This window comes from Aquabacterium sp. A3, assembly GCF_038069945.1.
Classification (GTDB): Bacteria; Pseudomonadota; Gammaproteobacteria; order Burkholderiales; family Burkholderiaceae_C; genus Aquabacterium.
Genome location: NZ_JBBPEV010000001.1, coordinates 963,349 through 989,487, shown reverse-complemented (window position 1 = coordinate 989,487; position 26,139 = coordinate 963,349). Strand labels below are relative to the sequence as shown.

Annotated in this window: 30 protein-coding genes and 1 other RNA gene; 12 read left to right on the top strand and 19 right to left on the bottom strand. The window is 65.5% G+C overall.

Annotated features, from left to right (window positions below):
* Window positions 1–17: 17 nt before the first annotated feature.
* The 7 genes from WNB94_RS04350 to WNB94_RS04320 form a co-directional block, all read right to left on the bottom strand.
* Window positions 18–980: a flagellin N-terminal helical domain-containing protein gene (locus WNB94_RS04350; protein ID WP_341388640.1), complete on the bottom strand. Its 963-nt coding sequence runs from the start codon at window positions 978–980 to the stop codon at window positions 18–20.
* Between the two features lie 300 nt (window positions 981–1,280).
* The gene (locus WNB94_RS04345) at window positions 1,281–2,333 is read right to left on the bottom strand and encodes a glycosyltransferase family 2 protein (protein ID WP_341388639.1); all 1,053 of its coding nucleotides are present in this window, start codon (window positions 2,331–2,333) and stop codon (window positions 1,281–1,283) included.
* A 3-nt stretch (window positions 2,334–2,336) separates the two neighbouring features.
* Window positions 2,337–3,473, bottom strand: coding sequence for a deoxyguanosinetriphosphate triphosphohydrolase (locus tag WNB94_RS04340; protein ID WP_341388638.1), 1,137 nt, complete (start codon window positions 3,471–3,473; stop codon window positions 2,337–2,339).
* 24 nt (window positions 3,474–3,497) lie between these two features.
* Window positions 3,498–4,622 carry a 3-dehydroquinate synthase gene (gene aroB, locus WNB94_RS04335; protein ID WP_341388637.1) on the bottom strand — a complete coding sequence of 375 codons (1,125 nt, stop codon included), beginning with the start codon at window positions 4,620–4,622 and terminating at the stop codon, window positions 3,498–3,500.
* A gap of 110 nt (window positions 4,623–4,732) precedes the next feature.
* An RNA gene (gene ffs, locus WNB94_RS04330) (signal recognition particle sRNA small type) lies at window positions 4,733–4,831 on the bottom strand.
* A gap of 45 nt (window positions 4,832–4,876) precedes the next feature.
* The gene (locus WNB94_RS04325; RefSeq protein ID WP_341388636.1) at window positions 4,877–6,004 is read right to left on the bottom strand and encodes an AIR synthase-related protein; all 1,128 of its coding nucleotides are present in this window, start codon (window positions 6,002–6,004) and stop codon (window positions 4,877–4,879) included.
* Window positions 6,005–6,089: 85 nt separating this feature from the next.
* Window positions 6,090–6,554, bottom strand: a complete 465-nt coding sequence (locus WNB94_RS04320) for a hypothetical protein (RefSeq protein ID WP_341388634.1) — start codon at window positions 6,552–6,554, stop codon at window positions 6,090–6,092.
* 265 nt (window positions 6,555–6,819) lie between these two features.
* On the opposite strand from WNB94_RS04320, the gene rpsP reads away from it, so the two are divergent.
* From rpsP to WNB94_RS04290, 6 genes are all read left to right on the top strand, one after another.
* Window positions 6,820–7,077 carry a 30S ribosomal protein S16 gene (gene rpsP / locus WNB94_RS04315; RefSeq protein WP_341388633.1) on the top strand — a complete coding sequence of 86 codons (258 nt, stop codon included), beginning with the start codon at window positions 6,820–6,822 and terminating at the stop codon, window positions 7,075–7,077.
* A gap of 35 nt (window positions 7,078–7,112) precedes the next feature.
* Window positions 7,113–7,727, top strand: coding sequence for a ribosome maturation factor RimM (gene rimM / locus WNB94_RS04310; RefSeq protein ID WP_341388631.1), 615 nt, complete (start codon window positions 7,113–7,115; stop codon window positions 7,725–7,727).
* A gap of 17 nt (window positions 7,728–7,744) precedes the next feature.
* On the top strand, window positions 7,745–8,539 hold the full coding sequence (trmD, locus tag WNB94_RS04305) for a tRNA (guanosine(37)-N1)-methyltransferase TrmD (protein WP_341388630.1): 795 nt from the start codon (window positions 7,745–7,747) through the stop codon (window positions 8,537–8,539).
* Window positions 8,540–8,656: 117 nt separating this feature from the next.
* Complete coding sequence (rplS, locus tag WNB94_RS04300) at window positions 8,657–9,013, top strand: 50S ribosomal protein L19 (protein WP_341388629.1); 357 nt, start codon at window positions 8,657–8,659, stop codon at window positions 9,011–9,013.
* Window positions 9,014–9,168: 155 nt separating this feature from the next.
* Entirely contained in the window at window positions 9,169–9,858 is a 690-nt protein-coding gene (locus WNB94_RS04295; protein WP_341388628.1) for a CoA pyrophosphatase, read from the top strand.
* 55 nt (window positions 9,859–9,913) lie between these two features.
* On the top strand, window positions 9,914–10,912 hold the full coding sequence (locus tag WNB94_RS04290) for a CobD/CbiB family protein (RefSeq protein ID WP_341388626.1): 999 nt from the start codon (window positions 9,914–9,916) through the stop codon (window positions 10,910–10,912).
* Between the two features lie 27 nt (window positions 10,913–10,939).
* On the opposite strand, the gene WNB94_RS04285 is transcribed toward WNB94_RS04290, so the two are convergent.
* Genes WNB94_RS04285 through WNB94_RS04270 form a run of 4 tightly spaced genes read right to left on the bottom strand, consistent with a single transcriptional unit; the run spans window position 10,940 to window position 13,820 of the window.
* The gene (locus WNB94_RS04285) at window positions 10,940–11,203 is read right to left on the bottom strand and encodes a hypothetical protein (protein WP_341388625.1); all 264 of its coding nucleotides are present in this window, start codon (window positions 11,201–11,203) and stop codon (window positions 10,940–10,942) included.
* Between the two features lie 18 nt (window positions 11,204–11,221).
* Complete coding sequence (rsgA, locus tag WNB94_RS04280) at window positions 11,222–12,196, bottom strand: ribosome small subunit-dependent GTPase A (protein ID WP_341388624.1); 975 nt, start codon at window positions 12,194–12,196, stop codon at window positions 11,222–11,224.
* A complete protein-coding gene (locus WNB94_RS04275) occupies window positions 12,193–12,531 on the bottom strand; it encodes a 4a-hydroxytetrahydrobiopterin dehydratase (protein WP_341388623.1) in 339 nt (112 codons plus the stop codon). Before WNB94_RS04275 ends, rsgA begins: the two co-directional genes overlap by 4 nt.
* Window positions 12,528–13,820 (bottom strand): M48 family metallopeptidase, encoded by a 1,293-nt coding sequence (locus WNB94_RS04270; RefSeq protein ID WP_341388622.1) that lies wholly within the window; start codon window positions 13,818–13,820, stop codon window positions 12,528–12,530. The genes WNB94_RS04275 and WNB94_RS04270 overlap by 4 nt, the downstream gene beginning before the upstream one ends.
* A 26-nt stretch (window positions 13,821–13,846) precedes the next feature.
* Here WNB94_RS04270 and orn point away from each other — a divergent pair, with 26 nt between their 5' ends.
* Window positions 13,847–14,452: an oligoribonuclease gene (orn, locus tag WNB94_RS04265; RefSeq protein WP_341388620.1), complete on the top strand. Its 606-nt coding sequence runs from the start codon at window positions 13,847–13,849 to the stop codon at window positions 14,450–14,452.
* Window positions 14,453–14,482: 30 nt separating this feature from the next.
* Window positions 14,483–14,839 carry a cupin domain-containing protein gene (locus WNB94_RS04260; protein ID WP_341388619.1) on the top strand — a complete coding sequence of 119 codons (357 nt, stop codon included), beginning with the start codon at window positions 14,483–14,485 and terminating at the stop codon, window positions 14,837–14,839.
* A 121-nt stretch (window positions 14,840–14,960) separates the two neighbouring features.
* On the opposite strand, the gene gluQRS is transcribed toward WNB94_RS04260, so the two are convergent.
* Both gluQRS and WNB94_RS04250 read right to left on the bottom strand, forming a co-directional pair.
* Window positions 14,961–15,848 (bottom strand): tRNA glutamyl-Q(34) synthetase GluQRS, encoded by an 888-nt coding sequence (gene gluQRS, locus WNB94_RS04255; RefSeq protein ID WP_341388618.1) that lies wholly within the window; start codon window positions 15,846–15,848, stop codon window positions 14,961–14,963.
* Complete coding sequence (locus tag WNB94_RS04250) at window positions 15,845–16,792, bottom strand: LysR family transcriptional regulator (protein ID WP_341388617.1); 948 nt, start codon at window positions 16,790–16,792, stop codon at window positions 15,845–15,847. Before WNB94_RS04250 ends, gluQRS begins: the two co-directional genes overlap by 4 nt.
* A 164-nt stretch (window positions 16,793–16,956) precedes the next feature.
* Here WNB94_RS04250 and WNB94_RS04245 point away from each other — a divergent pair, with 164 nt between their 5' ends.
* A complete protein-coding gene (locus tag WNB94_RS04245) occupies window positions 16,957–17,658 on the top strand; it encodes a pirin family protein (protein WP_341388616.1) in 702 nt (233 codons plus the stop codon).
* Window positions 17,659–17,688: 30 nt separating this feature from the next.
* Here WNB94_RS04245 and WNB94_RS04240 read toward each other — a convergent pair whose 3' ends face one another.
* Window positions 17,689–18,555 (bottom strand): 23S rRNA (adenine(2030)-N(6))-methyltransferase RlmJ, encoded by an 867-nt coding sequence (locus tag WNB94_RS04240; RefSeq protein WP_341388615.1) that lies wholly within the window; start codon window positions 18,553–18,555, stop codon window positions 17,689–17,691.
* 58 nt (window positions 18,556–18,613) lie between these two features.
* Between WNB94_RS04240 and WNB94_RS04235 the strand changes: the two genes are divergently transcribed.
* Both WNB94_RS04235 and WNB94_RS04230 read left to right on the top strand, forming a co-directional pair.
* A complete protein-coding gene (locus WNB94_RS04235; protein ID WP_341388614.1) occupies window positions 18,614–19,171 on the top strand; it encodes a flavodoxin family protein in 558 nt (185 codons plus the stop codon).
* 3 nt (window positions 19,172–19,174) lie between these two features.
* A complete protein-coding gene (locus tag WNB94_RS04230; RefSeq protein WP_341388613.1) occupies window positions 19,175–19,777 on the top strand; it encodes an NADPH-dependent FMN reductase in 603 nt (200 codons plus the stop codon).
* On the opposite strand, the gene WNB94_RS04225 is transcribed toward WNB94_RS04230, so the two are convergent.
* Genes WNB94_RS04225 through WNB94_RS04210 form a run of 4 tightly spaced genes read right to left on the bottom strand, consistent with a single transcriptional unit; the run spans window position 19,765 to window position 24,087 of the window.
* Window positions 19,765–20,739 (bottom strand): alpha/beta fold hydrolase, encoded by a 975-nt coding sequence (locus tag WNB94_RS04225; protein ID WP_341388612.1) that lies wholly within the window; start codon window positions 20,737–20,739, stop codon window positions 19,765–19,767. The two genes, WNB94_RS04230 and WNB94_RS04225, sit on opposite strands and share 13 nt — an antisense overlap.
* Window positions 20,740–20,763: 24 nt before the next feature.
* Complete coding sequence (locus WNB94_RS04220; protein ID WP_341388611.1) at window positions 20,764–21,630, bottom strand: SDR family NAD(P)-dependent oxidoreductase; 867 nt, start codon at window positions 21,628–21,630, stop codon at window positions 20,764–20,766.
* Window positions 21,631–21,673: 43 nt separating this feature from the next.
* The gene (locus WNB94_RS04215) at window positions 21,674–22,576 is read right to left on the bottom strand and encodes an alpha/beta hydrolase (protein WP_341388610.1); all 903 of its coding nucleotides are present in this window, start codon (window positions 22,574–22,576) and stop codon (window positions 21,674–21,676) included.
* Window positions 22,573–24,087: a flavin-containing monooxygenase gene (locus tag WNB94_RS04210; protein WP_341388609.1), complete on the bottom strand. Its 1,515-nt coding sequence runs from the start codon at window positions 24,085–24,087 to the stop codon at window positions 22,573–22,575. The genes WNB94_RS04215 and WNB94_RS04210 overlap by 4 nt, the downstream gene beginning before the upstream one ends.
* 90 nt (window positions 24,088–24,177) lie before the next feature.
* Here WNB94_RS04210 and WNB94_RS04205 point away from each other — a divergent pair, with 90 nt between their 5' ends.
* A complete protein-coding gene (locus WNB94_RS04205) occupies window positions 24,178–24,828 on the top strand; it encodes a TetR/AcrR family transcriptional regulator (protein WP_341388608.1) in 651 nt (216 codons plus the stop codon).
* A 383-nt stretch (window positions 24,829–25,211) separates the two neighbouring features.
* Here the strand turns inward: WNB94_RS04205 and WNB94_RS04200 are convergent, their stop codons facing one another.
* Window positions 25,212–26,132: a hypothetical protein gene (locus tag WNB94_RS04200; protein ID WP_341388607.1), complete on the bottom strand. Its 921-nt coding sequence runs from the start codon at window positions 26,130–26,132 to the stop codon at window positions 25,212–25,214.
* Between the last annotated feature and the right edge of the window lie 7 nt (window positions 26,133–26,139).

Genomic DNA, 26,139 nt, shown 5'->3' with positions numbered 1-26,139 from the left:
GAGGGCTTGAGCCGTGCTCAGCGCAGCAGGGACAGAACCTGCTGGGGCAGCTGGTTGGCCTGGGCCACCATGGCGCCGCCAGCCTGCTGCAGGATCTGCGAGCGAGACAGGTTCGAGGTTTCGGTGGCGAAGTCGGCATCCATGATGCGACCGCGGGCAGCCGACTGGTTCTCGATGTTGACCTGCAAGTTCGAGATCACGGCTTCGAAGCGGTTCTGGGCCGCACCGAAGGAGGCGCGCTTGTCGTTGACGATGTCCAGGGCCTTGTCGATCACGTTGATGGCGTCATCGATGTCTTGCATGGAGGCATCAGCGCCGGTGCTGTCCACACCGCCGATGCCGATGCCGGTGGCGCCGGTGGCCCACGCGGTGTCGATGACGGAGGCCATGATGTCGACCACCGCCGTTTGACGGCTGGCGTCATCGGTGGCGTTGTCGTAGGCATCGATCACGGTCTGGGCCGCGCCGGTGGTGCCGCCGTTCAGGGTGGCGCCGGTCACGGTGATCTTGTCCTGGGCGGTGGTGCCTGCACCCACCTGGAATTCCAGGTCGGCGCCTTCACCAGCGAACAGGGCCTTGCCGTTGAACTTGGTGCCTTCGATCGTGCGGCCGATTTCTTCCTGCAGTTGCAGGAATTCCTTTTGCAGGTTGGCGCGGTCGCCGGTGCTGTTGGTGGCGTTGCGGGACTGCACCGCCAGTTCACGCATGCGCTGCATGTTGTCACCGATCTTGCCGAGGGCGCCTTCAGCGGTTTGCGTCAGCGAGATGGCGTCGTTGGCGTTGCGCACAGCGACGTTCATGCCGCGAACCTGGGCGCTCATGCGCTCGGCAATGGCCAGACCGGCGGCGTCGTCCTTGGCAGAGTTGACGCGCAGACCCGAGGACAGGCGTTGCATCGAGGTGGCCAGAGAAGACTGGGAGGTGCTGAGGTTGCGCTGGGCATTCAGCGAGATGATGTTGGTGTTGACTGACTGTGCCATGGTGGACTCCTATTTCGTAAACCAAACTGCAAGATGACTGCGTCTAAGAACAGCTTGCCCGACGCTAGTCATCCAGTGCTTCTTGCATCGCTGCCCGAAACGTCTGGCCGGCTAACCGGACCCCGGTGCCTTGTCAAGCACCGTTGGTTTGGTTATCGATCAAAGTGGCGCTGACTTAAGTGCTTTATTTCTCGAATTGCCCGGGATCTTGATCTGGCTGACGCAAGACGCGAGGCCCGGTCTGATGTTGTCGGCCACTCGGGCAGGGACTTGAGGCTGCCGGCCTCCAGGCCCCTCAAATCAGCGGGTGTTGGCGGAGGCTGCCACGATGCGCCAGGGTTCGGCGCGCTCGGGCAGCCCCAGGCTTTCGTAGAACACCACCAGGTTGTGTGCAGCCAGGTGGCTGCCACGTCCCTTCACGGCACCCTCAAGGGTGAGGGTGTCACCCAGCTCCATGCAGCGCAGCCAACAGGCTTCGATCAGCGGCAGCACCTCCTGGGCCTCTTCGGGCGGCAGGCTCACCGCATGACTCAAGAGCACATCGCCCACCGTGAAGTGAAAGTCGGCAGAGTGTGACCAGTGCGGCATCTCTTGCTGGGCCAGGTCGATGGCCTCTGGCAGGCGGTTCAACTGCTTGAGCGCGTGCAAGGTGCGCAGCACCAGGTCATGGCGGTAAGGCGCCTGCGCGGGGCAGAAGGCCAAGGCCTTCAGCAATGCGTCGCAGGCCGGTGCGTAGCGGCCATGCACATCGTGGTCTTTGCCCAACTGGTAGAGCAGATAGTCGTCATCGGGCGTGTCGCGCAAGGCCTGCGCCAGCAATCGCTGGTTGCGCTCACCTTTGCGGGCCATGGGCTCAGGCAGGTAACCATCGTGTCCCACCACGATGGGCACATGACGAACGGGCAGTTGGTGCGCTGGCTGCTCGTGGATGCGGCCGGTGTAGCGAACCGTGCCTGGCAGCACCCGTGACTGGTGCGAGGGCGACCAGCTTTGTGGCCCGATCGCCTGCTCGAAGACGCTGTCCACGGTGAGCGTGCCCACGAACTCCGGCGGCTGTTCGCGCAGCGCGGCCAGCGCCTCGCCGCCTGATATCAACCACTCATCTGCATCCAGCACCAGATGCCAGTCACACCCGCCCAGCGCCAGTGCCTGGTTGCGTGCGGCAGAAAAATCGTCTGACCAGGCGGCCTCATGAACCTCTGCCCCGCATGCGCGGGCGATCGCCATCGTGTCATCGGACGATCCGGTGTCCAGCACCACCATGCGGTCCACCCAGGTGCGCACGCTGTTGAGGCAACGCGCGATGCAGCGGGCCTCGTTGCGCGCAATCATCACCAGGGCAACGGTGGGCATGGGTCAGTGGTCCTGAAACAGGCGTTGCCCCGTGAGTCGCTCGTGCTCGCGGATGGCGAATCGGTCGGTCATGCCCGCGATGTAGTCGGCCACCGCGCGATGCCGGTCACCACGCTGGGCAAAGTCGTCTGGCATGTCCTGGGGGCGATCGACGTACACCTCGAACAACTCGACCACCACCTGTTTGGCGCGCGCTGTGGTGTCGTTGACCTGTTCGTGGCGGTACAGCGCCTTGAAGAGGAAGCGCTTGAGCTGGGTGCTGGCATCGCGCATCTCGGCGGTGAAGCGCACCAGGGGCGGGCAGGTTCGTGCCTCATCGGCCGTCAGCGGCATGTATTCGGCAATGCGTGCCTGCGTGGCGTCGATGACGTCGTACACCTGCTGGGACAGCATGCGCCGGATGGCATCGAACAACAGGCGGCGGCCCTGCACGTGCGGAAATTCCTTCAGCGACTCGTCACGGAAGCGTGTGAACAGCGGCACCACATCCAACTGCTCCAGGGTGATCAGTCCCGAGCGCACACCGTCGTCGATGTCGTGGGCGTTGTAGGCGATCTCATCGGCCAGGTTGCACAACTGTGCCTCCAGGCTGGGTTGCGTGCCTTGCAGAAAACGCTGGCCGACCCCACCCGGCTCGTGGGCCTCCAGCATCTCTGCGTGCTGGCGAGAGCAGTGCTTGAGGATGCCCTCACGCGTTTCGAAGCTGAGGTTCAGACCGTTGTAAGCCGGGTAGCGCTCTTCCAGCTCATCAACCACGCGCAGCGACTGCAGATTGTGTTCGAAGCCGCCATGCGGCCTCATGCAATCGTTCAGGGCATCCTGCCCGGCGTGACCGAAGGGGGTGTGCCCCAGATCGTGGGCCAGTGCAATGGCTTCGACCAGGTCTTCATTGAGGCCCAAAGAGCGAGCGATGGAGCGCCCCAGCTGGGCCACCTCCAGTGAATGCGTCAGCCGCGTGCGAAACAGATCGCCCTCGTGGTTCAGGAACACCTGCGTCTTGTACACCAGGCGCCTGAAGGCCGTGCTGTGCACGATGCGGTCGCGGTCGCGCTGAAAATCGCTCCGGGTGGGCGCGGGCGCTTCCGCATGGCGGCGCCCCTTGGTCTTCTCAGGATGACTGGCGTAGGGGGCGAGCCACATGGTGCGTGCCTGCTTGGTGCGGTGTCAGCACGTGTGCGCCGCAATGACCTCGCGCACGAGGCGCTCGGGCGCGGGACGCATGCCGGCGGTGCCCAGCGGGCCGATCACCACAAAACGGATTTCGCCACCCTCGGCTTTTTTGTCCACCTGCATCAGCTCCAGGTAGCGGTCGGCACTCAGGGCCGGGCCCTTGACGGGCAACCCGGTGCGCGCGATCAAGGCCTGGATGCGCTGTGAGGTGGTCTCGTCGATCAGGCCCAATCGGGCCGACAGGTCGGCCGCCATCACCATGCCACAGCCCACGGCCTCGCCGTGCAGCCATTCGCCGTAGCCCAGGCCCGCCTCGATGGCGTGGCCGAACGTGTGGCCGTAGTTGAGGATGGCGCGCAGGCCAGACTCTTTTTCGTCTTGCCCCACCACCCAGGCCTTGATCTCGCACGAGCGCTGCACGGCGTACTTCAGGGCCTGCCGGTCACGCGCCAGCAGGGCGTCCATGTGCGCTTCCAGCCAAGCCAGAAACTCCGCATCGGCGATGGGGCCGTACTTGATGACTTCGGCCAGGCCGGCCAGCAACTCGCGCTGCGGCAAGGTGTCCAGCGTGGCGAGGTCGCACACCACGCGCAGGGGCTGGTAGAAGGCCCCGATCATGTTCTTGCCGGCCGGGTGGTTGATGGCGGTCTTGCCGCCCACGCTCGAATCCACCTGGGCCAGCAAGGTGGTGGGCACCTGCACGAAGGGCACGCCGCGCATGTAGCACGCGGCGGCAAAACCGGTCATGTCGCCCACCACGCCGCCCCCCAGGGCATACAGCACGGTCTTGCGGTCGGCGGCTTCTTCCAGCAGGCGGGTGAAGACCTGGTTCAGCGCGGGCCAGTCTTTGTACTGCTCGCCGTCGGGCAGCTCCACATCCAGCACCTGCTGGTAGAGCGGTGCGATGGCCTGGCGCAGGCGCGCTGTGTACAGCGGGCCCACCGTGGTGTTGGTCACGATCAGCGCCTTGCTGGCGCGCGGCAGGCCAGCGAAGGTGTCGGCCGCCTCCAGCAAACCCTCGCCGATGAGGATGTCGTAGCTTCGGTCGCCCAGGTCGATGGACACCGTGCTGGTGCCTTCAGGGGCGGGGCGTGCTGCAGAGAGGGTGGTCGTTGCCATGAATGCCGTCAGCTGAGGGACGGATGGCCCGACCAGACGGCGCACCGTGTCGCGGTGGCAGGCATCCAGACCCGAATGAATCAGGAGGAAGAATCGGGGAAAAGAGAGGGGGTGACGAGCCTTAACCCCGGCACTGAAGGCAAACGGTTAGGGCTGCTTCGTTCCCGATCTGACCCGGTTGGCCGCGCCCCCATGCGGGGAGGCCCGTCACCGTGGATTGTAGGCGATCCCGAGCGCCCGCCTTGTCAATGTGGTCAGCGCAGTTGCAATTCATCCGCACCGTAGGTGACGCCCAGCGGTTCGATGATCACCTGTTTGGGGCCGTCTTCCACGCGGCCCGCCACCCAGGCGTCGATGCCCAGGCCCTTGGCCACGGCCACCACGCGCTCGGCGTGCTCGGGCTTGACGTACAGCGCAAAGCCGGCGCCCATGTTCAGCGTGCCATAGGCCTCGTGGTCGTCCAGGCCGCATTCCTTCTGCATGAAGGCCAGCACCGGGGTTTTGGGCGGCACCTGGGTGATGCGGTAGGTGAGTTGCTTGGGGTGGCGCAGCAGCTTGCGCCAGCCGTGGCCGGTGACGTTGGCGCAGTAGTTGGGGATGATGCCTTCTTTGGCCAGCGCTTCGGTGACGGGCGAGTACAGCACGGTGGGCGCCAGCAGGGCCTCGCCGTAGCTTTGGCCGTTGCCGATGTCGGTGAGGTAGCCCTGGGGCAGGCGCTCGGCCAGCTTGCGCGCCAGCGACAGGCCGTTGGCGTGGATGCCGCTGGAGGCCAGGAAGACGATGGCGTCGCCGGCGCCCAGTGCATCGCCCACCGACAAGCGGGTCTTGGGGCTGATGATGCCGGTGCAGGATGCCGCCAGATCAACCCGGCCATCGGCCACGATGCCGGCCAGGGCAGGCGTTTCGCCGCCGCCCCAGGCCACGTTGCAGACCTCGCAGGCCTTTTTCCAGCCGGCCACCAGGGCGTTGGCGCGCACCTTGTCGCCAAACCAGTCCGAGCCACCGGCGGCCCAGTAGGCCTGCACCACCAGGGGCGTGGCGCCCACGGTGATCAGGTCGTTCACCGCCATGGCGATGGTGTCTTGCGCGATGCTGTCGTAGTAGCTCTTGCCCGTCAGGGTGGCCATCTCGTCGGCCACCAGGGTCTTGGTGCCCAGGCATTCCACGATCGAGGCCAGGTACATCGGGCCCACATCGACCACATAGGCCGATTCGCCGCGGGATGCCAGCACCTCGCTGAAGCCATGGCTGGCCAGGTGCGAGCCCGTGGCGGCGGCAGCACGCTGTGCGGCCACCTTCAGCGGGTCGATCAGGTCGTAGTTGACGCCGGCCTGGTCGTAGGTGAGGGGGGCATTCTGGTTCGGGGGCGTGGCGGCGGTCATGGGCGGTCAGCGTCGGGGTGCAGAAAACCCGTGATTATCCTGCACACCGTCGCCGTGTGGCGCCGCACGATGCCGTGGCGGTGTGTCATTGGCTGATCTTCAGGGCCTCTTCAATCTGGTATTCGAAGTAGCGCTGTCCCGAGTAGGCGATGGTCGACATCAACACGGTGGCCCCCACCAGCAAGGCCGTCACGATGCCAATGACCACGCCCCAGCCGCTGGCAGGACGCTGTGCGGGCGGCACCAGGCGGTTGTGGCGTGCGTGCCAGGCCTCGTCTGGCGTGAGCCCGTAGATGATGGCCTGCAACATGCACGCCGCCACCATGAAGCCCAACACCGGCAGCAGCACCCAGGCCAGTTGGTCGTTTTGGCCCAGCTCAAACACCCGGCGCACGCCCCAGGCCCCGGCCAGTGTCGGGATGGGGCACAGCCAACCCAGGCGGTCATTCAGCCCATACAGGTAAAAACGGTGCAGGCCGAAGGGGCCGCCCAGGACGGCGGCCCAGGTGGCCAGCGCCTTGGACTTGATGGAAGACGAGCTGGAAGACATGGCAGGGGCAGGGCGTCAAGAAATCGAACAAGAGATCGAAAAAGGGGAATGTGGGCCGCGCGGGACGAGGGACTACCCAAATCGCCGGTTGCTGACTATAATGCGCGGTTTTCCGGCCTACGTGGGGTGAATGCCCTGCGCGTATCTAAGTGGGCTGAAAACCTGTGGTGTGCGGCGAGGCCTGGGCCTTGTGTGCACCGCCTGGCCTGATCGCCCGAGTGTCTCCCGGCGGGATGGTCGATTGAACCCAACTGAAGGACACATCATGGTCGTGATTCGACTCTCGCGCGGCGGCTCCAAGAAGCGCCCGTTCTACAACATCGTGGCTGCTGACAGCCGTTGCCGCCGTGACGGCCGCTTCCTGGAGCGCGTGGGTTTCTACAACCCCGTGGCATCTGGCCAGGCTGAAACCCTGCGTGTCTCCACCGACCGCATCGAACACTGGGTGAGCAATGGCGCCCAGATGTCCGACACCGTGGCTCGCCTGCTGCGCGAAGCCAAGGCCAAGGCCGCTGCGGCCTGATCGACGTTCGTCGATCGCCTTGCCTGCCCTGCCGCATGAGTGAGCCCACCACCGCCAAAGCCCCTGTGCTGATCGATGGCGAGGTGTGGCCCGACGATGCGGTCGAGGTGGGGCGTGTGCTGGACGCCTGGGGCATCAAGGGTGGCTTCAAGGTTCTGCCTTTTTCGCCCGATCCCCAGGCCCTGTTCTGCACCAAGCGCTGGTTTCTGAAACCGGCCGAATTTCCGGGTGGCGTCAAGCGGCCGGCGGTACCCAACTTGCTTGGCCAGCCCAGGTTTCTTCAGGTGCGCCAAGCCCGAGAGCAGGGTGACGCCATCGTGGTGACCGCCCAAGGGGTGGACGATCGCAGCACCGCCGAGTCGCTCAAAGGCGCTCGCGTGTTCGTGTCGAGATCCGCGTTCCCAACCCCCGACGATGACGAGTTTTACTGGATCGACCTGATCGGTCTGGACGTGCTCAACCGTGAGGGTGAGGCCCTGGGCCGTGTGGCTGGTTTGATTGAAACCGGGCCGCATTGTGTGCTGCGCTGCGAGGCCCAAGCCGCAGACGGCAGCGCGATCGAGCGTCTGATCCCCTTTGTTTCGGCCTACATCGACAGCGTCAGCCTGGCGGAGCGTCGCATCGTGGCCGACTGGGGACTGGACTACTGAGTCCGGTGACAGGCGCCGTGCGCTTCGACATCATCACCCTGTTTCCTGAGCTGTTCGGGCCCTTCCAGCAGGTGGGCGTGACCCGCCGCGCCTTTGAGCAGCGCCTGGTCGAGTTGCACCTGTGGCCCTTGCGCGATCACGCCGAGGGCGCCTATCGGCGGGTGGATGACCGGCCCTTTGGCGGCGGCCCCGGCATGGTCATGCTGGTGGAGCCCCTGGTGCGTTGCCTGCAGGCGATTCGCCAGCACCAGGCCCAGGCGGGGCTGGGGCCTTTGCCGGTGATCTTGTTCAGTCCAGCCGGACGGCCCCTGACCCAGGCGCGCGTCGCCGAGTTGGCGGCCTCTCCCGGCTGTGTGTTGTTGTGCGGGCGCTATGAAGGCGTGGACCAGCGCTTCATTGACGCCTTTGTGGACGAAGAGATCAGCCTGGGTGACTATGTGCTGTCCGGCGGAGAGTTGCCCGCCTTGACCCTGGTGGATGCGGTGGCACGCCTGCAGCCCGGCGTTCTGCATGACGCCGCATCGCACGAGCAGGACAGTTTTTCCAACGGCCTGCTGGATTGCCCTCATTACAGCCGGCCAGAGGTCTTGACCCTGGGTGGGCCGCAGGTCGGTGGCGAGCAGGCGCACCCCCTGGACATGTCGGTGCCTGCCGTGTTGATGTCGGGGCACCATGCAGAGATCGCGCGGTGGCGCCGGCAGCAGCAATTGGCGATCACCGCCCGCCGCCGCCCCGAGCTGATCGAGGCCGCGCGGGCCCGCGGAGAGCTGTCCAAAAAGGATGAAGACTTTTTGCGCGGACTTGCGCTATAATCTTGGGTTTTCCGATCCTCTACCCGACCGCATCGGTCTGGAAGCCCAGGGCGCTGCCCTGTAGCCGCCAGCCCACCATTCATCAAGGTGCGGGCAAGATCATCTAGGAGCCCATTGATGTCCAACATCATCCAGCAACTCGAGCAAGAAGAAATTGCTCGTCTGAACAAGACCATTCCTTCGTTCGCCCCTGGCGACACCGTGATCGTCAGCGTCAAGGTGGTTGAAGGTACCCGCAAGCGTCTGCAAGCCTATGAAGGCGTCGTGATTGCCAAGCGCAACCGCGGCCTCAACAGCAGCTTCATCGTGCGCAAGATCTCCAGCGGCGAAGGCGTGGAGCGTACGTTCCAGCTGTACAGCCCTCTGATCGCCAACATCGAAGTCAAGCGCCGTGGTGATGTGCGCCGCGCCAAGCTGTACTACCTGCGTCAGCGTTCCGGCAAGTCCGCACGCATCAAGGAAAAGCTGGCCTGAGCGAAGCGAAGCCACTCAGCGTCAGGCTGAGTGGTGCCATGCACCGCATGGCAAACCGGCTTTCGCCCAAGGCAAAAGCTGGCCTGAGCCGATATCACCGCTCGGATATTTCAAGCCGCCCTCGCACTCGCGTCGGCGGCTTTTATCATTGACGCATGGCGCTGACCATTGACCCTCGTCTGGCCGAACTGCTCGGCCACGATCTCCACCTCCCCGCCCTGGATGCGGCACGCTGGAGCCGACCGGCGCTGGCCGAGCGTTTTCGCACGCCGCCCATCTGGCAGCCCGACATCGAGGTCGAGCGGTGGTACCAGGCCCCGGATCCGGTGGCGGCTGCCGTGCTGGTGCCGCTGGTGATGCGGCAGCAGCCAGCGGTGCTGCTCACCCAGCGCACCGCCCACTTGAAAAAACACGGCGGCCAGATCAGTTTTCCTGGCGGGCGCAGCGAGCCCTCTGACCTGACCCCGGTGGCCACGGCGCTGCGGGAGGCCCAGGAAGAGGTGGGCCTGGCGCCAGAGCGGGTGGAAGTGCTGGGCACCTTGCCCACCTACACCACGGGCACGGGGTTTGTGGTCACGCCGGTGGTGGGGCTCATCGATCCGGTGCCTGATGAGCTGGACCGGCTGAACCTGGTGCACGACCCCAACGAGGTCGACGAGGTCTTCGAGGTGCCGATGTCGTTCCTGATGGACCCACGCCATCACCAGCGGCGGGCGTTCGACCTGGCAGGCACCAAACTCGAGTTTTATTCCATGCCCTGGCAGTCCTCGCCCGACAAGGAGTATTTCATCTGGGGTGCGACCGCCGCGATGTTGCGCAATCTCTACCGTTTCCTGTCGGCGTGAGCTCGGGCGGTGGTTCACTGCATGGCGGCTCGGGCGGGGCCGCTATGATGCGTTCATGAGCTTTTTTGCCGTGTTGTTTGCGCTGTTGGCCGAACAACTCAAGCCCTTGTCCAACCTCAATCCCATCCACCACGCGTTGGTGGGGTGGGTGCGCTGGGCTGGCCGCAATTTTGACGCCGGTGATGCGGTCCATGCCAAGGTGGTCTGGGCCATCACCGTGATCGTGCCGGCCGCGCTGACGGGCGTGCTGTTCATGGTGGTTGACCGCTACAGCACCGTGCTGGCGCTCGTGTTCAACGTGGTGGTGCTGTATTTCATGCTCGGTTTTCGGCAGTTCAGCCACCACTTCACGGCCATCCGTGATGCCATCGAGCAGGGGCGGGAAGACCGCGCCCGTGAATTGCTGGCCCAGTGGCAGAGTGTGGATGCCTCGGAGTTGCCCCGCACCGAAATCCTGCGCCACGTGCTGGAGTACTCGCTGCTGGCGGCGCATCGCCATGTGTTTGGCGTGTTCTTCTGGTTTGTGGCGCTCTCCACCCTTGGCCTGGGCCCGGCTGGTGCCGTGCTGTTTCGCATGGCCGAGTTTGCCAGCCGCTATTGGTCTTACAAGAGCCAGGTCACGGGCACGCCCACGCACGATCGTTTGATGGGCCTGTCGCAAGACCTGTTTGCCGTGCTGGACCACGTGCCCGCCCGACTGACCGCGTTTGGCTTTGCGGTGGTGGGCAATTTTGAGGATGCCGTGGATGCCTGGCGCCGTCATGCGGTGCTGTGGGTGCGGCCCAACGAGGGCATCATCCTGGCCGCCGCGTCGGGGGCCCTGGGGGTGCGTCTGGGGGGCCAGGTGGCGCCGGCCGTCAGCGAGGTGACCCGGGACGTCAGCCGCACCATGACCCAGGGCGATTCACCCGATGTGATCATGGCCCAGGGCAGCACACAGGGAGCCGACCCACAACCGGCGCACTTGCGCAGCGTGGTGGGCCTGATCTGGCGTTCGGTGGTGCTGTGGATGTTGCTGCTGGCGCTGCTGTCGCTGGCCAACCTGATCGGCTGAGCCCTTCGTGTCAGCGCCTGGCGGGCCTCACAGGGCCTGCGCGCGTGCCAGCCAGTCCCGCAGGGCGCCGATCATGTCGCCCTGGCTGAACGAGCAGCTTTCTTCGGTGAACAGTGCCGCGCTTTCCAGTTGGTTCAACACGCGCTCCAGCACTTCCAGGTAACGCGCGGGCAGCGCTGGCTGGTGGGCCTGGGCGGCGTCTCGCCAGGTGCGTGCCAGTGCGTGCAGGGGCATGTCGCCACGGGCGTAGGCGTCCAGGGTGGGGGCCAAAGGGCTGAGGTGGTCGCTCATCGGAAACTCGTGTGGGGCTCACCAGCGGGGCTGGCTCAGTTCTTCAAACAGGTCGGCGTACAGGCGCAAGCGCAGTGGGCTGATCTCGCCGCGCTCGGTGGCGGCGCGCACGGCACAGCCCGGTTCTTGCCGGTGCGTGCAGTTGTGAAACCGGCACTCGCCCAGGTGCGGCGCCAGATCGGGCATGAGGCTGGCCAGGGCCATGGGCTCGATGTGGTGCAGGCCGAATTCCTGAAAGCCCGGTGAATCGATCACGGCGGTGGCGCGGGCGTCGTCCAGCCAGTACCACAGCGAGCTGGTGGTGGTGTGGCGCCCCGAGTTCAGGGCTTGCGAGATCTCGCCCACCTGGGCCCGTGCTTCGGGCAACAGGGTGTTGATCAGCGTGCTCTTGCCCGCGCCGGAGGGGCCCAGCACCAGGCTGGCCTGGTTTTGCAGCAGAGGCATGACCTGGGCGCGGGCCGCTTCGGCCTCGTGTTTCAGCGACAACTCCACCACCGGGTAGCCCATGGCCCGGTAGGGCGCCAGGCGTTCGCGGGCGGCGGGGGTGCCGGGCAGATCGACCTTGTTGAGCACGATGGTGACCGGGATGTCGGCCGCCTTGGCCGCGATCAGCGCACGCGTGAGCTGCACCTCGCTGAACACGGGTTCGACCGCGATCCACATCAGCAACTGATCGAGGTTGGCCGCGAAGGATTTGCTGCGCCATTCGTCCTGCCGGTACAGCAGGTTGCGGCGTTCATCCACGGACAGGATCACGCCCTCGTCGCCACCCTCCAGGGTGGGCTCCCAGCGCACGCGGTCGCCCACCACGGCCTCGGATTTTTTGCCCCGGGGGTGGCAGATCAGGCGCGGGCCCTCGGCGGGCTCCACCACGAGGTGGCGGCCATGGGTGGCCACGACCAGCCCCGATCGCCCGGCGGGCTCACCCGAGTCCTTGGGCCGACGATCTGGACGGCGATCCGGACGGCCTGAAGCCCCTTGCGAGCGCTTCATTGCGCCAGGGCATCTACCCGGGCGGCGCAGATGAAGTCGTTGATCGACAGGCCGCCCACCGAGTGGGTGGACCAGCGCAGGGTGCAGGTCTTGTAGCCCACGAGCATGTCGGGGTGATGGTCTTGCTGGTGCGCCACCCAGGCCACCGCGTTCACGAAGGCCATGGTGTGGTGGAAGTCTTTGCACTCCACGGTGCGGGTCAGCACGGCTTGAGCGCCAGCGCCCTCGACACGCCAGCCGGGCAGTTCGGCCAGCAAGGCGGGCAGGGCGTCGGCCGACAGGGCCGGGCCACTTTGGTGGCTGCAGTGTTGTTGGGCCAGTGGCTGGGTGCTCATGGGTGGGCAGGCGTGGGTTGGGGAGACAAGGCGCGCATGGCCGCCAGCCGCTCGGTGGCCGGTGGGTGCGAGTAGTGGAAGCGCACGTACAGCGGGTCGGGCGTCAGTGTGGATGAATTGTCTTTGTACAGCTTGATCAAGGCCTGGGCCAGGTCATGGCCGCTGGCCTGGGCACAGGCGTAGGCATCGGCCTGGTATTCGTCACGACGCGAGAAGTGCGAAAACACCGGCGCCACGAAGAACATCACCGGGGGCAGGGCCAGCATGAACAGCAGCAGGGCCAGGGCGTCGTTGGGGGCTTGCAGGTTGGGCATGACGCCCAGACCCTGGTAGAACGCCACCTGGGTGGTCAGCCAGCCCAGCAAGGCAAAACCCAGCAGGCTGATGATGAACATCGTCACCATGCGCTTGAGCACGTGCTTGTGCTTGAAATGCCCCAGCTCGTGGGCCAGCACGGCTTCAACCTCGCCATGGCTGAGCTTGTTCAGCAGGGTGTCGTAAAACACCACGCGCTTGGATTGCCCCAGGCCGGTGAAGTAGGCGTTGGCGTGCGCCGAACGGCGGCTGCCGTCCATCACGAACAGGCCCTTGGCCTGAAAACCGCAACGCTGCATGAGTTGCTGAACACGCTCGGCCAAGGACATGTCCTTGAGCGGCTCGAACTTGTTGAACAAGGGGGCGATGAACAAGGGGAAGATGACCATGAGCAGCAGGCTGAAGCCCACCCAGGCCCCCCAGGCCCACAGCCACCACATCTGGCCGGCGGCACCCATCAGCCACAAGATCAGGGCCAGGATGGGCGCGCCCAGCAGCACACCCACCAGCACGCTTTTGAGCTGGTCACCCAGCCACATGCCCCAGCCCATGCGGTTGAAGCCGTGGCGTTGTTCGATGCGGAAGGTGTTCCACGCCTCCAGTGGCAGGTCGATCAGGCCGCTGACGAGCATGAAGGCGCCAAACAGCGCCAGCTGGTAGGCCATGGGGCCCCAGCTGTCCAGTGTCCATTCGCGCACCACCACATTGAGCAGGCCCAGGCCACCCAGCAGCGTCCAGCCGATCAGCACGGCCGTCGACACGGTGGCCGACACCAGGCCGAAGCGGAGTTTGTCCAGGGTGTAGCGGGCGGCGCGCTGGTGGCTGTCCAGGCTCACGTCACGTGCGAAGGCCTCGGGCACGGCGTGCTGGTGTTGGGCCACATGGCGGCCCTGCCGCGCATCCAGCCACAAACGCGTCAGCAGTGAGGCCACGACGAAGAACGCAAAAATGAGGGTCAGGGCAAGGGCATCCATAGGGCAGGAGTGTACGATTCGGTCCCATGAGCGACACGTCCCTGCCCCAAAACCCTGCCGACGCCTCTGCCGCCGTGGTCCCCACCTTGGCCAAGAGCGAGAACAACCTCATCTGGATCGACCTGGAGATGACCGGCCTGAAGCCGGAGAGCGACCGCATCATCGAGATTGCGGTGGTGGTGACCGACCCGCACCTGGGCGTGCGGGTGGAGGGGCCGGTGTTTGCCGTGCACCAGAGCGACGCTGCGCTCAACGCCATGGACGCCTGGAACAAGGGCACGCACGGCCGCAGTGGCCTGATTGACCGCGTGAAGGCCTCGACCGTGGATGAGGATGCTGCGGCCGATGCGGTGATCGCCTTCCTGAAGCAGTATGTGCCGGCGGGCAAGTCGCCCATGTGCGGCAACTCGATCTGTCAGGATCGCCGGTTTTTGGCCAATTACATGCCCAAGCTGGAAGCCTTCTTCCACTACCGCAACCTGGACGTCAGCACCTTGAAGGAGCTGGCCAAGCGCTGGAAGCCGGGCCTGGCCGAGGGCTTCAAGAAGGCCCAGAAGCACACGGCCATGGCCGACATCCACGAGTCCATCGACGAGCTGGCGTACTACCGCGAGCACTTCCTGGTGAAGTGATGCGGGTGAGCGTTGGTTGTTGAGGTGCTGGTGCCCCACATTGTGCGACTGGATGCGCCGGCCACGCCGGGGGTGATCGACCATCCTCGGCCCGATCGGCTGGAGTCGGGCAACCCGCGACGCGAGACCTGGACGCTGTACGAGTCGGCCGATAGGCAGATGAGCGCGGGCATCTGGGCTTGCGAGGTGGGGCGCTGGCGCATTGTGTTTCCGCCTGGCAAGGACGAGTACTTTTTTGTGCTGGAAGGCTGGGTGCGTTTGCACGACCGCGATGGCGGGTACACCGATGTGCGGGCGGGGCAGGGCGCAGTCATTCCGGGTGGCTTTGAAGGCGCGTTTGAGGTGCTGGAGGCGGTGCGCAAGCACTTTGTGGTGGTGGAGCGCTGATACCGAGCGGGCTCAGCCTCGCCGCGCGACCCACGCCGCTCATGTCCCCCGGGCCGTTGGCCCTCCTCCTTGACTTCGCTGTGTGGGTCGCACGGCGAGGCTGGCTGGCAAGGTGGCTGTTCTAGCGCCAGTGCCAGGCTTGTGTGGCTTGCGATAACGCCTCGCCCAGTGTCTGGCCCTCGACTTTCAATCCAAGTGCCTGGGCGGCCTGGGTGACGGCGGCCACGGGGTCGTCCAGGTTCAGGGGCTCTGCGCCGTTCTGTTTGGAGAGTTTTTCGCCGTTGGCGCCCATCACCAAGGGGGTGTGCAGGTAGTGCGGGGTGGGCAGGCCCAGGGCCTGTTGCAGCCAGATCTGGCGGGGGGTGTTGTCGCTCAGGTCTTCGCCGCGCACCACGTGGGTGATGCCCTGGGCGGCGTCGTCCACCACCACGGCCAGCTGGTAGGCCCACAGGCCGTCGGCGCGGCGCACCACGAAGTCGCCCACGGCCTCGCCCAGGTCTTGCTGTTGCGGGCCCAGGCGGCGGTCGTGCCAGTGGATGAGGCCGTCGGGCTGGCCTGCATCGGGCACGCGCAGGCGCCAGGCGCGGCCTTCGCGTCCGTTCAAACCGCCGCGCTCGGGGCGGCAGGTGCCGGGGTAGCTCAGCTCGCCATGGCGCGGTTTGACGCGGCCCAGGGCCTCGTTGGTGCGGGCGATGTCGGCCCGCGTGCAGGCGCAGGGGTAGGCGTGGCCGGCGGCGATCAACTGGTCCAGCGCAGTCTGGTAGGCGGCTACGCGCTGGCTTTGCCACCACACCTCGCCATCAGGCGCCAGACCGCATTGCGCCAGTTGCGCCAGGATGCGCTGGTCGGCCCCGGCGATGCAGCGCGGGGTGTCCACGTCTTCGATGCGCACCCGCCACTGGCCGCCGTGTGCGCGGGCGTCCAGCCAGCTGGCCAGTGCCGCCACCAGTGAGCCCGCGTGCAGCGGGCCGGTGGGTGAGGGTGCAAAGCGGCCGATGTAGGCGCTCACAGCATCAGGCCCTCATGCAGGTCGAGCAGGGCACAGCGCGTGGCGGCGCTGCTGAGCTGATGCAGCCACCAGCTGAGGGCCTTGCCCGGTGGCAGCTCGCCTTGGCGCCAGGCGTAGTGCGGATGGGCCACGCGGGCTGGCCCTTCGGCCTGCCGGGCCACCAGGCGGCCGGCCTGGATGTGGGGCCGCACCATGGGTTCGGGCAGAAAGCCACACCCCAGCCCCCGCAGCTGGGCTTCCAGCTTGGCGGGCATGGAGGGCACGGTCAGCACGTCCTGGCCGGGCAGGATGCCCACGGTGGTGGGCTCCAGCCCCCGCGCCGTGTCGGCCACCGCCACCACCCGGTGGCGTGCCAGTTCGGCCATGCTCAGCGGCTCTGGCTGCTGGGCCAGGGGGTGGTGCGGGGCCACCGTCAACATGAAGGGCAAGGGGCCGATCGCCTCGCTGCGGATGCCCGGCATGGCAGTCCGCTCGCCTACCACGCCAATGGCCAGGTCGGCCTCTCCAGAGGCCAGGGCCTCCCAAGTGCCTGTGAGCACCTCGCTGCGCAGTTTGAGCCTGGTGGGCGGCGTCAAGGCATAAAAGGCCTCGATCAGGTCAAAGACGGCGTGTGGCGCGATGGCCTTGTCCACCGCGATGGTCAGCTCCGACTCCCAGCCCGAGGCCACTCGGCGCACCCGGTTGGCCACGGCATCCATCTGCTGCAACAGCAAACGACCTTCTCGCAGCAGCTCTTCGCCGGCGGTGGTCAGGCGGGCCTGTCGGCTGCTGCGGTCAAACAGCAGCACGTCCAGGGCGTCTTCCAGTTGGCGCACGCTGTAGGTCAGGGCTGAGGGCACCTTGCCCAGTTCGCGCGCGGCAGCGGCAAAGCTGCCCGTGCGCGCGATGGTCACCATCATCTGCAGGGCCTCGGGGGTGAGCACGTGGTGGCGGTCGGTGGGCATGTCGGGCGCGTCAGAAAGGTGGGTTCGTTCAATTCATTTGAATGATGCCGTCAGTGTGCCTCAGCCTCAAGAGGGGCATGGTTCCATACAGTGGAATCCATGGCGGAGACGTCAGCCCCGATGGATGGGCTGGCGCCAGACCCCGCCCACGAAAGGAGCCCACCATGATGACCCTGCGCCGCGCTGACGACCGAGGCCATGCCGACCACGGCTGGTTGCAGAGCCACCACAGCTTCTCGTTTGCCGAGTACCAGGACCCGGCCCACGTGTCGTTTGGGCCGCTGCGCGTGATCAACGACGACATCATTGCCCCTGGCGCCGGTTTTGGCATGCATGGCCACCGCGACATGGAGATCGTCACCTATGTGCTGGAGGGCGCCATCGCCCACAAGGACAGCCTGGGCAATGGTGCTACCGTGCGGCCCGGCGAGGTGCAGCGCATGTCGGCGGGCCGCGGCATCCTGCACAGTGAGTTCAACCCCTCGGTGAACGAGCGTACCCGGCTGTTGCAGATCTGGATTCACCCCATCGAAACCGGGCTGCGCGCCAGTTACGAGCAAAAGCACTTTGACGACGCCGACAAGCGCGGGCGACTGCGCGTGGTGGCCTCACCGGATGGCCGGGAGGGCTCGGTGTCGTTCCATGCCGATGCCGTGATGTACGCCGGCTTGTTTGATGGCGATGAGGCGTTCGAGCTGGCGCTGGACAGCGCGCGCAAGGTGTATGTGCACGTGGCCCGCGGCGAGCTGCAGGTCAATGGGCAGACGCTGCGCGATGGCGACGCCCTGAAGCTGGAGGCCGAAAGCCAACTGCACCTGGGCCAGGGCCGTCAGGCCGAGGTGCTGGTGTTTGACCTGGCGGCCTGATCCGCCACTCCCGAGCAGGCGCCGACCATGTCAGTTCTGCTGCGCTTCCAGGCTGTAGGCGGCATGGTCGTCCTGCCCCAGGTGCTCCACCAGCCAGGGCAGGGCTTCATTCAGGCGGTCGTACAGCGTGTACGGCGGGTTGATGATGAACATGCCGCTGCCAAACAGGCCCCGGCCGCTGGGGTCGGCGCGCTTGACGCGCAGCGTGGCGTGCAGCCAGTCCACCTTGTCGAGCTGACCCGCCAGGGCCTTGAGCTGGTTGGGCAGCTGTTGCGATTCGTGGCGCGCCACCTGGGGGTACCAGATGGCGTAGGTGCCGGTGACAAAGCGCGGCAGCATCTCGCGCAGCGTTTGCACCACGCGGCGGTAGTCGTCCTTCATTTCATAGGGCGGGTCGATGTGCACCAGCCCACGGCGAGGCGGGGGCGGCAGGCAGGACTTCAGGCCCGCAAAGCCGTCTTCGGCGTGGATGGTCACGCCCCGCTTGACGTCACCAAAGTGCCGGCCCAGCAGGCCCAGTTCGGTGGGGTGCAGCTCGAACAGCCGCAGGTGGTCGCCTTCGCGCAGCATCTGGGCGGCCAGTTGTGGCGAGCCGGGGTACCAGGCCAGGTCGTCACCATGGTTGATGTGGGCCACCTGCTCCAGCAGGGCGCGCACGGCGGTGGGCAATTGCGTGTCTTGTCGATGCGGCCAGAGCTGGGCGATGCCGCTGACAGCCTCGCCGCTGGTGCTGGCGTGCTTGCCGCCCAGGTCGTACAGGCCGCTGCCCGCGTGCGTGTCGATCACCCAGAAGGGTTTTTCTTTGTGCAGCAGGTGCTTGATGACCTGCACCAGCACCATGTGCTTGAGCACATCGGCGTGGTTGCCCGCGTGGAAGCTGTGTCGGTAACTGAACATCGCGCAAGGGTAGCCTGATTTTTTCTCTCTGACCTCTTACTTCGAAAGGAAATTCACCATGAGCAAGAAGATCGTGATCGTGTACTTCAGCGGCTACGGCCACACCCGCCGCATGGCTGAATCCGTGGCCCAGGGCGCGGGCGGCACCTTGTTGGAAGTGGACCAGGAGGGGCAACTGCCTGAGGGCGGCTGGGACACCCTGGCCGCGGCCGATGCCATCATTTTTGGCGCACCCACCTACATGGGCAGCGTGCCCTGGCAGTTCAAGCGGTTTCTGGATGCCAGCTCCAAGCCCTGGTACACCCAGGCCTGGAAGAACAAGATCGCGGCGGGGTTCACCAACTCGGCGTCGATGAACGGCGACAAGCTGTCCACCCTGCACTACCTGTTCACCGTGTCCATGCAGCACAGCATGATCTGGGTGGGCACCGGCATCATGCCCAGCAACAGCAAGGCCGCCACGCGCAATGACGTGAACTATGTGGCCTCGTTCAGCGGCGCCATGGCCTCCACCCCGTCGGATGCCAGCGTGGATGAGATGCTGCCGGGTGATCTGGAGACCGCCCGCCTGTTTGGTGAGCGCGTGGCCCAGGTGGCCCAACGTTTTCAGGGGTAAGGCATGAGCAGCACCACCCCTCGTTTGTTGGTGATCGCGGGCAGCGCCCGTGAGGGCTCATTCAATGGGCAGTTGGCGGCGATTGCTGCGCACAAGGCGCAAGCGCTGGGCGCTGAAACCACCACCGTGGACCTGCGAGAGCTGACCCTGCCGGTGTACGACCAGGATCTTTTGCAGTCCCAGGGCATGCCCGAAGGCGCTCGTCGCCTGCGTCAGCTCTTTGCCGAGCACGACGGCCTGCTCTTGAGCAGCCCCGAGTACAACGCCCTGCCCACGCCGCTGTTCATCAATGCCTTCGACTGGATGTCGGTGGTGCAGGCCGAGGGCGATCTGCCCTCGGGCACGGGCGCCACGGAGGGCAAGCCGGTGGGCTTGATGGCGGCATCGCCCGGCGCGCTGGGTGGCATCCGTGCGCTGCCCATCGTGCGCACCTACCTGAGCACCAACTTTGCGATGGTGGTGGTGCCCGAGCAGCTGGCCTTGTCGGCCGCCGACAAACAGCTGGGTGGGCCCCACGCGCTCAAGGATGAGCGCATGGACCAGATGCTCGACAAGCTGGTGGCCTCGGTGGTGCGCCAGGCGCGTTGGCGTCGTCAAGAGGGCTGATCAGCGGGCCTGCGGCCCGGTCGTGCCAGAAACTCGCGCAGCGGCAACAGCGTCGCGCGCGGGTCTTCTTCTTGAGGCAGGTGCCCCAAGCCGGGCAGCATCACCAGGGTGCAGTCGGCAATGTCGCGGCAAAACAATTGCCCCTGATCGGGCGAAATCATCTCGTCTTTGTCACCCCACAGCACCAGGGTGGGCTGTTGCACGCGCCGGATCAAGGCCGCGTTGCTGCCAAACTGAGCCTGATCCATGCGCTGAAACAGCGCGCGGCGGTTGCCCACGCGCAATGCCAGCTCGAAGTATCGGTCGATCTTGTCCGGGGTGGCGCGCTTGGGGTCACCAAACACGCTGCGCACGCTCGCGGCCACCAGCGATTTGGGCAAGATGCGTTCGGACACCCAGCGCAGCCAGCGCGAACTGGCCACCTGGAACGCAATCGGCATGGACAGCACCGAAGGCTGGTAGCCATCGGAGTCGATCAACACCAGCCGCTCGACGCGGTCGGGGGCCAGCACGGCCGTCTGCCACGCGACTTCGCCACCCAGCGCATTACCCACCAGCACCACCTGCTTGAGTTGCAGCGCGTCCAGCAGCCGCAGCACAAAGCGGGTGTAGGCATCGATGCGGTAATCACCTTGCGGGCTGGGGCCGGTGAGCCCGAAGCCCGGCAGATCGACGCTGATCACCCTGCGCTCGGTCTGCAGCGATTGCTGCCAGCCTTCATAGGTGTGCAGGCTGGACGACATGCCGTGCAGCAGCACCAGGGGGTGAGGATCGTCTCGGGGGCCGGTGTCGCGCACATGCACCTGCATGCCATCCATTTCCAGGAAGGTGGACGGGTCGGCACCCCAGCGCGCCACCAGGGCGCCCAGTTGGCGGTCAGGCTCCCAGGTGGTGAACACCACCGCGGCCAGGCCAATGGCAAACAGCACCGCCGTCCACCACAGACGTTTGAACCATTTCATGTCGTCGTGCAGGCGCGAGGCGGCTCAGGCAGCGGTGCGTGCGCGCGTGCGCGGCTTGCTCATCTTGCGCATCTGGCGAATGATCAGCACCTGGTAGCTGGCACCCAGCAGGCGTACCACCTTGTCCAGGAACTTGGCGTCCGGCCCCACCAGCACGCGGCGGGCGTTTTTCTCAACCGCCGACAAAATCTGCAGCGCAGCCGATTCGGCCGTGGTGGTGCTGATCATCTTGTTGGCCCGGCGCTTTTGCTGCTCTTCGGTCACGCCGGTGAGCTTCTCCATCACCGGGTCCACCTTGCCGGCCATGGCGATGTTGGTGGCGATGCCGCCCGGGTGCACGCAGGTGGCGCTGACACAGGCGCCTTCCAGCTCCAGCTCCATGCGCAGGGCTTCGGTGTAGCCGCGCACCGCGAACTTGGTGGCGTTGTAGCAGCCCTGGGTGGGCACCGACATCAGGCCGAACAGGCTGGAGGTGTTGACGATGTGGCCATCGCCCGAGGCCTTCAAGTGCGGCAAGAAGGCCTGGGTGCCGTAGACCACGCCCCAGAAGTTGATGCCCACGATCCACTCGAAGTCACTGTGCTTGACGTGCTCCAGCGGGGCCGTGAGGGCCACGCCCGCGTTGTTGAAGATCAGGTTGACCTTGCCGTGGTCGCGCGCCACCTGGTCGGCCCAGGCGTACACGGCCTCCTTGTCGGCCACGTCCAGGCGGGTGATGGTGACTTTCACGCCATGGCGGCCCGCCAGTTCGGCGGTCTTCACCAGTTCGGTTTCATTCACGTCGCTCAGGGCCAGGTGGCAGCCCCGTTTGGCCAGTTCCACCGCCAGGGTGCGGCCCATGCCCGATGCGGCGCCGGTGATGGCCGCCACCTTGTTCTTGAAGTCTTTCACGCGTGTCTCCGGTGTGGTTGTTCGACAAGGGGCCGACCTGGGGTCAGCGTGTGCGCGCAGCGATGAATTCGCCGCAGGCCTTGAGCGTTGCGCGCGCCTCGGGCAGCATCAGCATGGTGGGCCACACATGCGGCATCTTGGGCTTGAGGTGCAAGGTGCTTTGTACACCTTGGGCCTTGGCGCGTTCGTGAAGGCGGGTGGAGTCCGACAGCAAGATCTCGTGCTCGCTGGCGTAGATCAGCAAGGGGGGCAGGCCCGCCAGATCGCCAAACAGGGGCGATGCCAAAGGCGTGTTGGCCGGTTGGCCGGCCAGGTACAGGGCCGCCGCCTCGGGCAGGGATTCGGGGTTGAACATCACGTCGGCGTCGGCCTGGGTCTTCATGGTCTCGCCCGAGCAGCTCAGGTCCGTCCACGGAGAGAACAGCACCGCGCCTGCAGGCAGCGGCAGGCCTTCGGCCTTGGCCGCCAGCATGCAGGCCAGCGTCAAGCCGCCACCGGCCGAATCACCGGCAAACACCACCGTTTTGGGATCGATGCCTTGGGCCAGCAAGGCCTTCCACCAGGCCAGGGCATCGTCCACCGCCGCCGGGAACACGTTCTCGGGCGCCAGGCGGTAATCCACCGACAGCACCTGGGCCTCGGCCGTGCGCGCCAGGTAGGCGCAGGTGGGGCGGTGGGTTTCCAGGCCGCAGAAAAAATAGCCGCCGCCATGGAAGTACACCACCGTGCGCTTCGGGTTGGCCACGCTCAGCCATTCGGCCGGGCACAGGCCCTTGTCTGGCTGGGCCGCCACCGGCGTGTGGCGAATGCTCTTGGGCGGCGGCGGGTACCGCTTGGCCAGGTGGTTGATCTTGCTGCGCGCTTTTTGCACATTCAGCGGGCCACGCCCAGCGCGCTTGAACTGCCAGCGCAAGACGAGGTTGGTGATGACGGCCTGGATGCTCATGCGCGTTCAGTCTGATAGGGGTTGAGCCGGAAGCGGCGGGTCTTGAGGCGGTATGCAAATGTAAAGCCTGGCCAGGCTGCGGTGTTGCGGCCCTGCTCGTTGAGGTACCAGCTCTTGCAGCCCGAGTTCCACACCGTGCCCGTCAGGGCTTGCTGCACCTGGCCCACGAATCGCTTCTGAGCCTCTGGCTTGACCTCGATCGTGCGCAGCCGCTGTTCTTTCATGGCCTTGAGCGCCTCCACGATGTAGTGGGCCTGCGACTCGATCATGTAGACCATCGAGTTGTGGCCCAGGCCCGTGTTGGGGCCCATCAGGATGAAGAAGTTGGGAAAGCCCGCCACCGTGATGCCCAGGAAGGCCTCGGGGCCCTGGCGCCACAGGTCGACCAGGTCGGTGCCGCCCTTGCCAAAGATGGCGCCCTTGGGGATCGGATCCTGCACCTTGAAGCCGGTGCCGTAAATGATCACATCCACCGGGTGCTCGCGGCCATCGTTGGTGACCACGCCGCGCGCCGTCACCTCGCGGATGCCCTCGGTGACGACCTCGACGTTGGTGCGCGCCAGGGCCGGGTAGTAATCGTTGGAGATCAGCAAGCGTTTGCAGCCCGGCGTGTAGCTGGGCGTGAGCTTGGCTTGCAGGGCCGGATCTTTGATGTGCTTGCGGATGCGGTGCTTGCCCACCTTGGCCACCAGGTTCATCCACTCGGGCTTGTACTTGAAGGCTAGGAAGCGCGCCTCCAGCATCCAGTAAAGCTTGTTGCGCGCCATGCGCTGGCGCCAGGGGTTGGCCAGAAAGTCCGCGCGCTCGCGCGTCGTCACGGGCCGGTCCATCTTGGGCACCACCCACGGCGGCGTGCGCTGAAAGTAGCTCAGGTGCGCCACCTTGGGCGCGATCTGCGGCACAAACTGGATGGCGCTGGCGCCGCTGCCAATCACCGCCACGCGCTTGTCGTTCAGGTCCACATCGTGGCGCCAGGTGGCCGAGTGGAACTGAGGCCCTTCAAAGCGGTTCAGCCCGGGGATGTTGGGGTAGGCCGGGTTGCTCAAGCCACCCATGCCCGACACCAGCACCTCGCCCTCGAACACCCGGCCGTCTTCGGCCTTCACCACCCACAGCTTGCGCGCTTCGTCCCAGCGGGCGCCCACCAGGTTGGTGTTGAAGCGGGCGTGCCGCATCAGGTCGTACTTGCGGGCCACGTGGCGCAGGTAGGCAAAAATCTCGGGTTGCGGCGCATACAGCCGCGACCAGTTCGGGTTGGGCTCGAACGAGAACGAATACAGGTGCGATTCGACATCGCAGGCGCAGCCCGGGTAGGTGTTGTCGCGCCAGGTGCCGCCCACCTCGCTGGCGCGCTCCAGCAGCACGAAGTCTTCCTCGCCTTGCTCTCGCAGTTTCACGCCCATGCACAGGCCCGAGAACCCGGTGCCGACGATGATGATGCGGTGGCGCTCGATGCCATCGGGGGCCGGGGCAGGGCGATGGGGGGCAGCCTGAGGGTGGTGCGCTGTCATGTGAGGGGATTCCCAGGAGGAGCTTGACTTTTGACAAAGAATCTTGTCAGAATAACTTTGACAATGATCCATGTCAATATAGGGATCTCCATGAACGCCTTGACGTCTGCCCCCACGCCTTCACCGCGCCGCCGGTATGGCGGCGTGCTGCCTGAAGAGCGGCAACGCCTGCGCCGCGCCAAGCTGATCGAGGGCGCCATCGAGGTGTTCGGCACCAAGGGCTTTCATGCGGCCACGGTGCGCGAGGTGTGCGTGGCCGCCCACCTGACCGAGCGCTATTTTTACGAATCGTTCAAGACCCTGCCGCAGCTGTTCATGGCCACCTATGGCGAGCTGCGCGACCAGCTCATGGCCCGCACGCTGGCCGTGCTCAAAGAGGCCGAGCCCACGCCTTTGGGCATGCTGGAGCCGGCCATCCGCGTGTTTCTGGAATTCATTCGCGACGACCCCCGGCGCGGCCGCATCATGCTGGTGGATTCGCTGGGCGTGAACGACGAGGTGGCCGCGCTGAGCGGCGCCACCGCACGCGACTACTCCAACATGATGCGCCAGCACCTGCACCTGCTGGTGCCCGACGCCCGGGCCGATGAGGTGAACCTGGACCTGCTGGCCGACGGCATGATCGGCCTGAACGTGCTGCTGGCGGCGCGGTGGATGCAGGATGGGTTTGCCGAGCCGCTGGACAAGGTGGTGCGGACCAATTTGTTGCCGTATCAGGGCTTGTTGACGCTGATGGCGTGAGGGCCACTGCCCTTCGGTGCGCTGTGCGGGCCACGGACGCCGGGTAGACAACTACGCTCGTTGCCTGGGGGCAGAGCCCCAGGCGCTCGCCATGCACAAACAGTCCTCAGGACTGTTTGTGTCAGGGCTCTCTCCCCCGGGGCGGACTGCGTCCCCCCCTCCTCCTTTACCTCGCTGCGTTGTTTACCCGACATCCGCGGGCTGAAACATGGGTGGCGTGCGACGGGCGGCTTTGCAGCGGTTGCCGCCATTAGTGACCCGCGCCTGAAAGCTCGCTCTAGGCCGGATTTCCGTCATTGGACAGATGGGGCTGTAGCAGGAGTTCATCCCCCCGTACAGCCCGGAGCACAACTGTACAGTCGCACGCAGATGGGATGCCTGAACTAGTCCTCTATCCCAGCGGGAACCACTTCATCCGCTTGCTGCGCCGCCTCTTGCTCGTCGGGGCGCGGCGGCTGGGTGTCGGGTGACTCCGGCAGGATGGCCAGACGTGCTGCCAAGAATGCGGCAATCTCGGCTAGACCATCCTCCGATTGAGTGATCGTTCGGTCGGCATCAATCGACACTGTGTGCCGCGCAAGACTTGCGTCGACCTTATCGATACGGGTGAGCCAACACCAATAGACCGGACGATGCTGAACGTGTAGCGGACCTGCGTGAAAGTTTGTGACCTTGAGCCTCACATCAAGGCCGGGAAGGTCACCGATTAGTCTCTTGACTGCTGCAGGCTCATCTTCCAATCCGGATACATGGATTTCCTGCTCTCCGACACTTACCAAGGACTTGCACCAAGGGCGGCCGCGGAAGGTTAGGTAGAACTTCGGGTCGGCGTCATAGACATGCAGAAAGTAGCGGCTGCTGTGGGTCTTGTTCGCTGTCTCCGGAATGAGCAGAGCCAATCGAAGTAAGTCTGCCAATATCGAACCCGTAGCTGGGGACTTGTTCCCTGCATGCTGGTTCCCCTCCGCGCCCGCCTGACCTCGAAGGAACTTGCATTCGAGCCACAGATGATGACGCCAGCCGTATTGGCTCAGCCGCTTGTTTGCAACAAATAGGCGATTTATATCGGCGAACAAGTCTGCACGCAGATATCGTGGATTCCCTCCCTGCTGATAAATTCCATCAGAGCGATATAGCCGCTCGCTTTGCAAGCAACCAATGGGGTTCGGAACATTGCGCCCGTTCAAGACCTGGAGGAGTGAAAGGGTTAGCGCGGAAACAATCCCAGATTCATAGCTTTGTGACTGGTAGCCAGTTCCGTGGAGGACCTCTGGCAGTGAAAAGAAGGCCTGTTCAATAAGCACTCGTCAA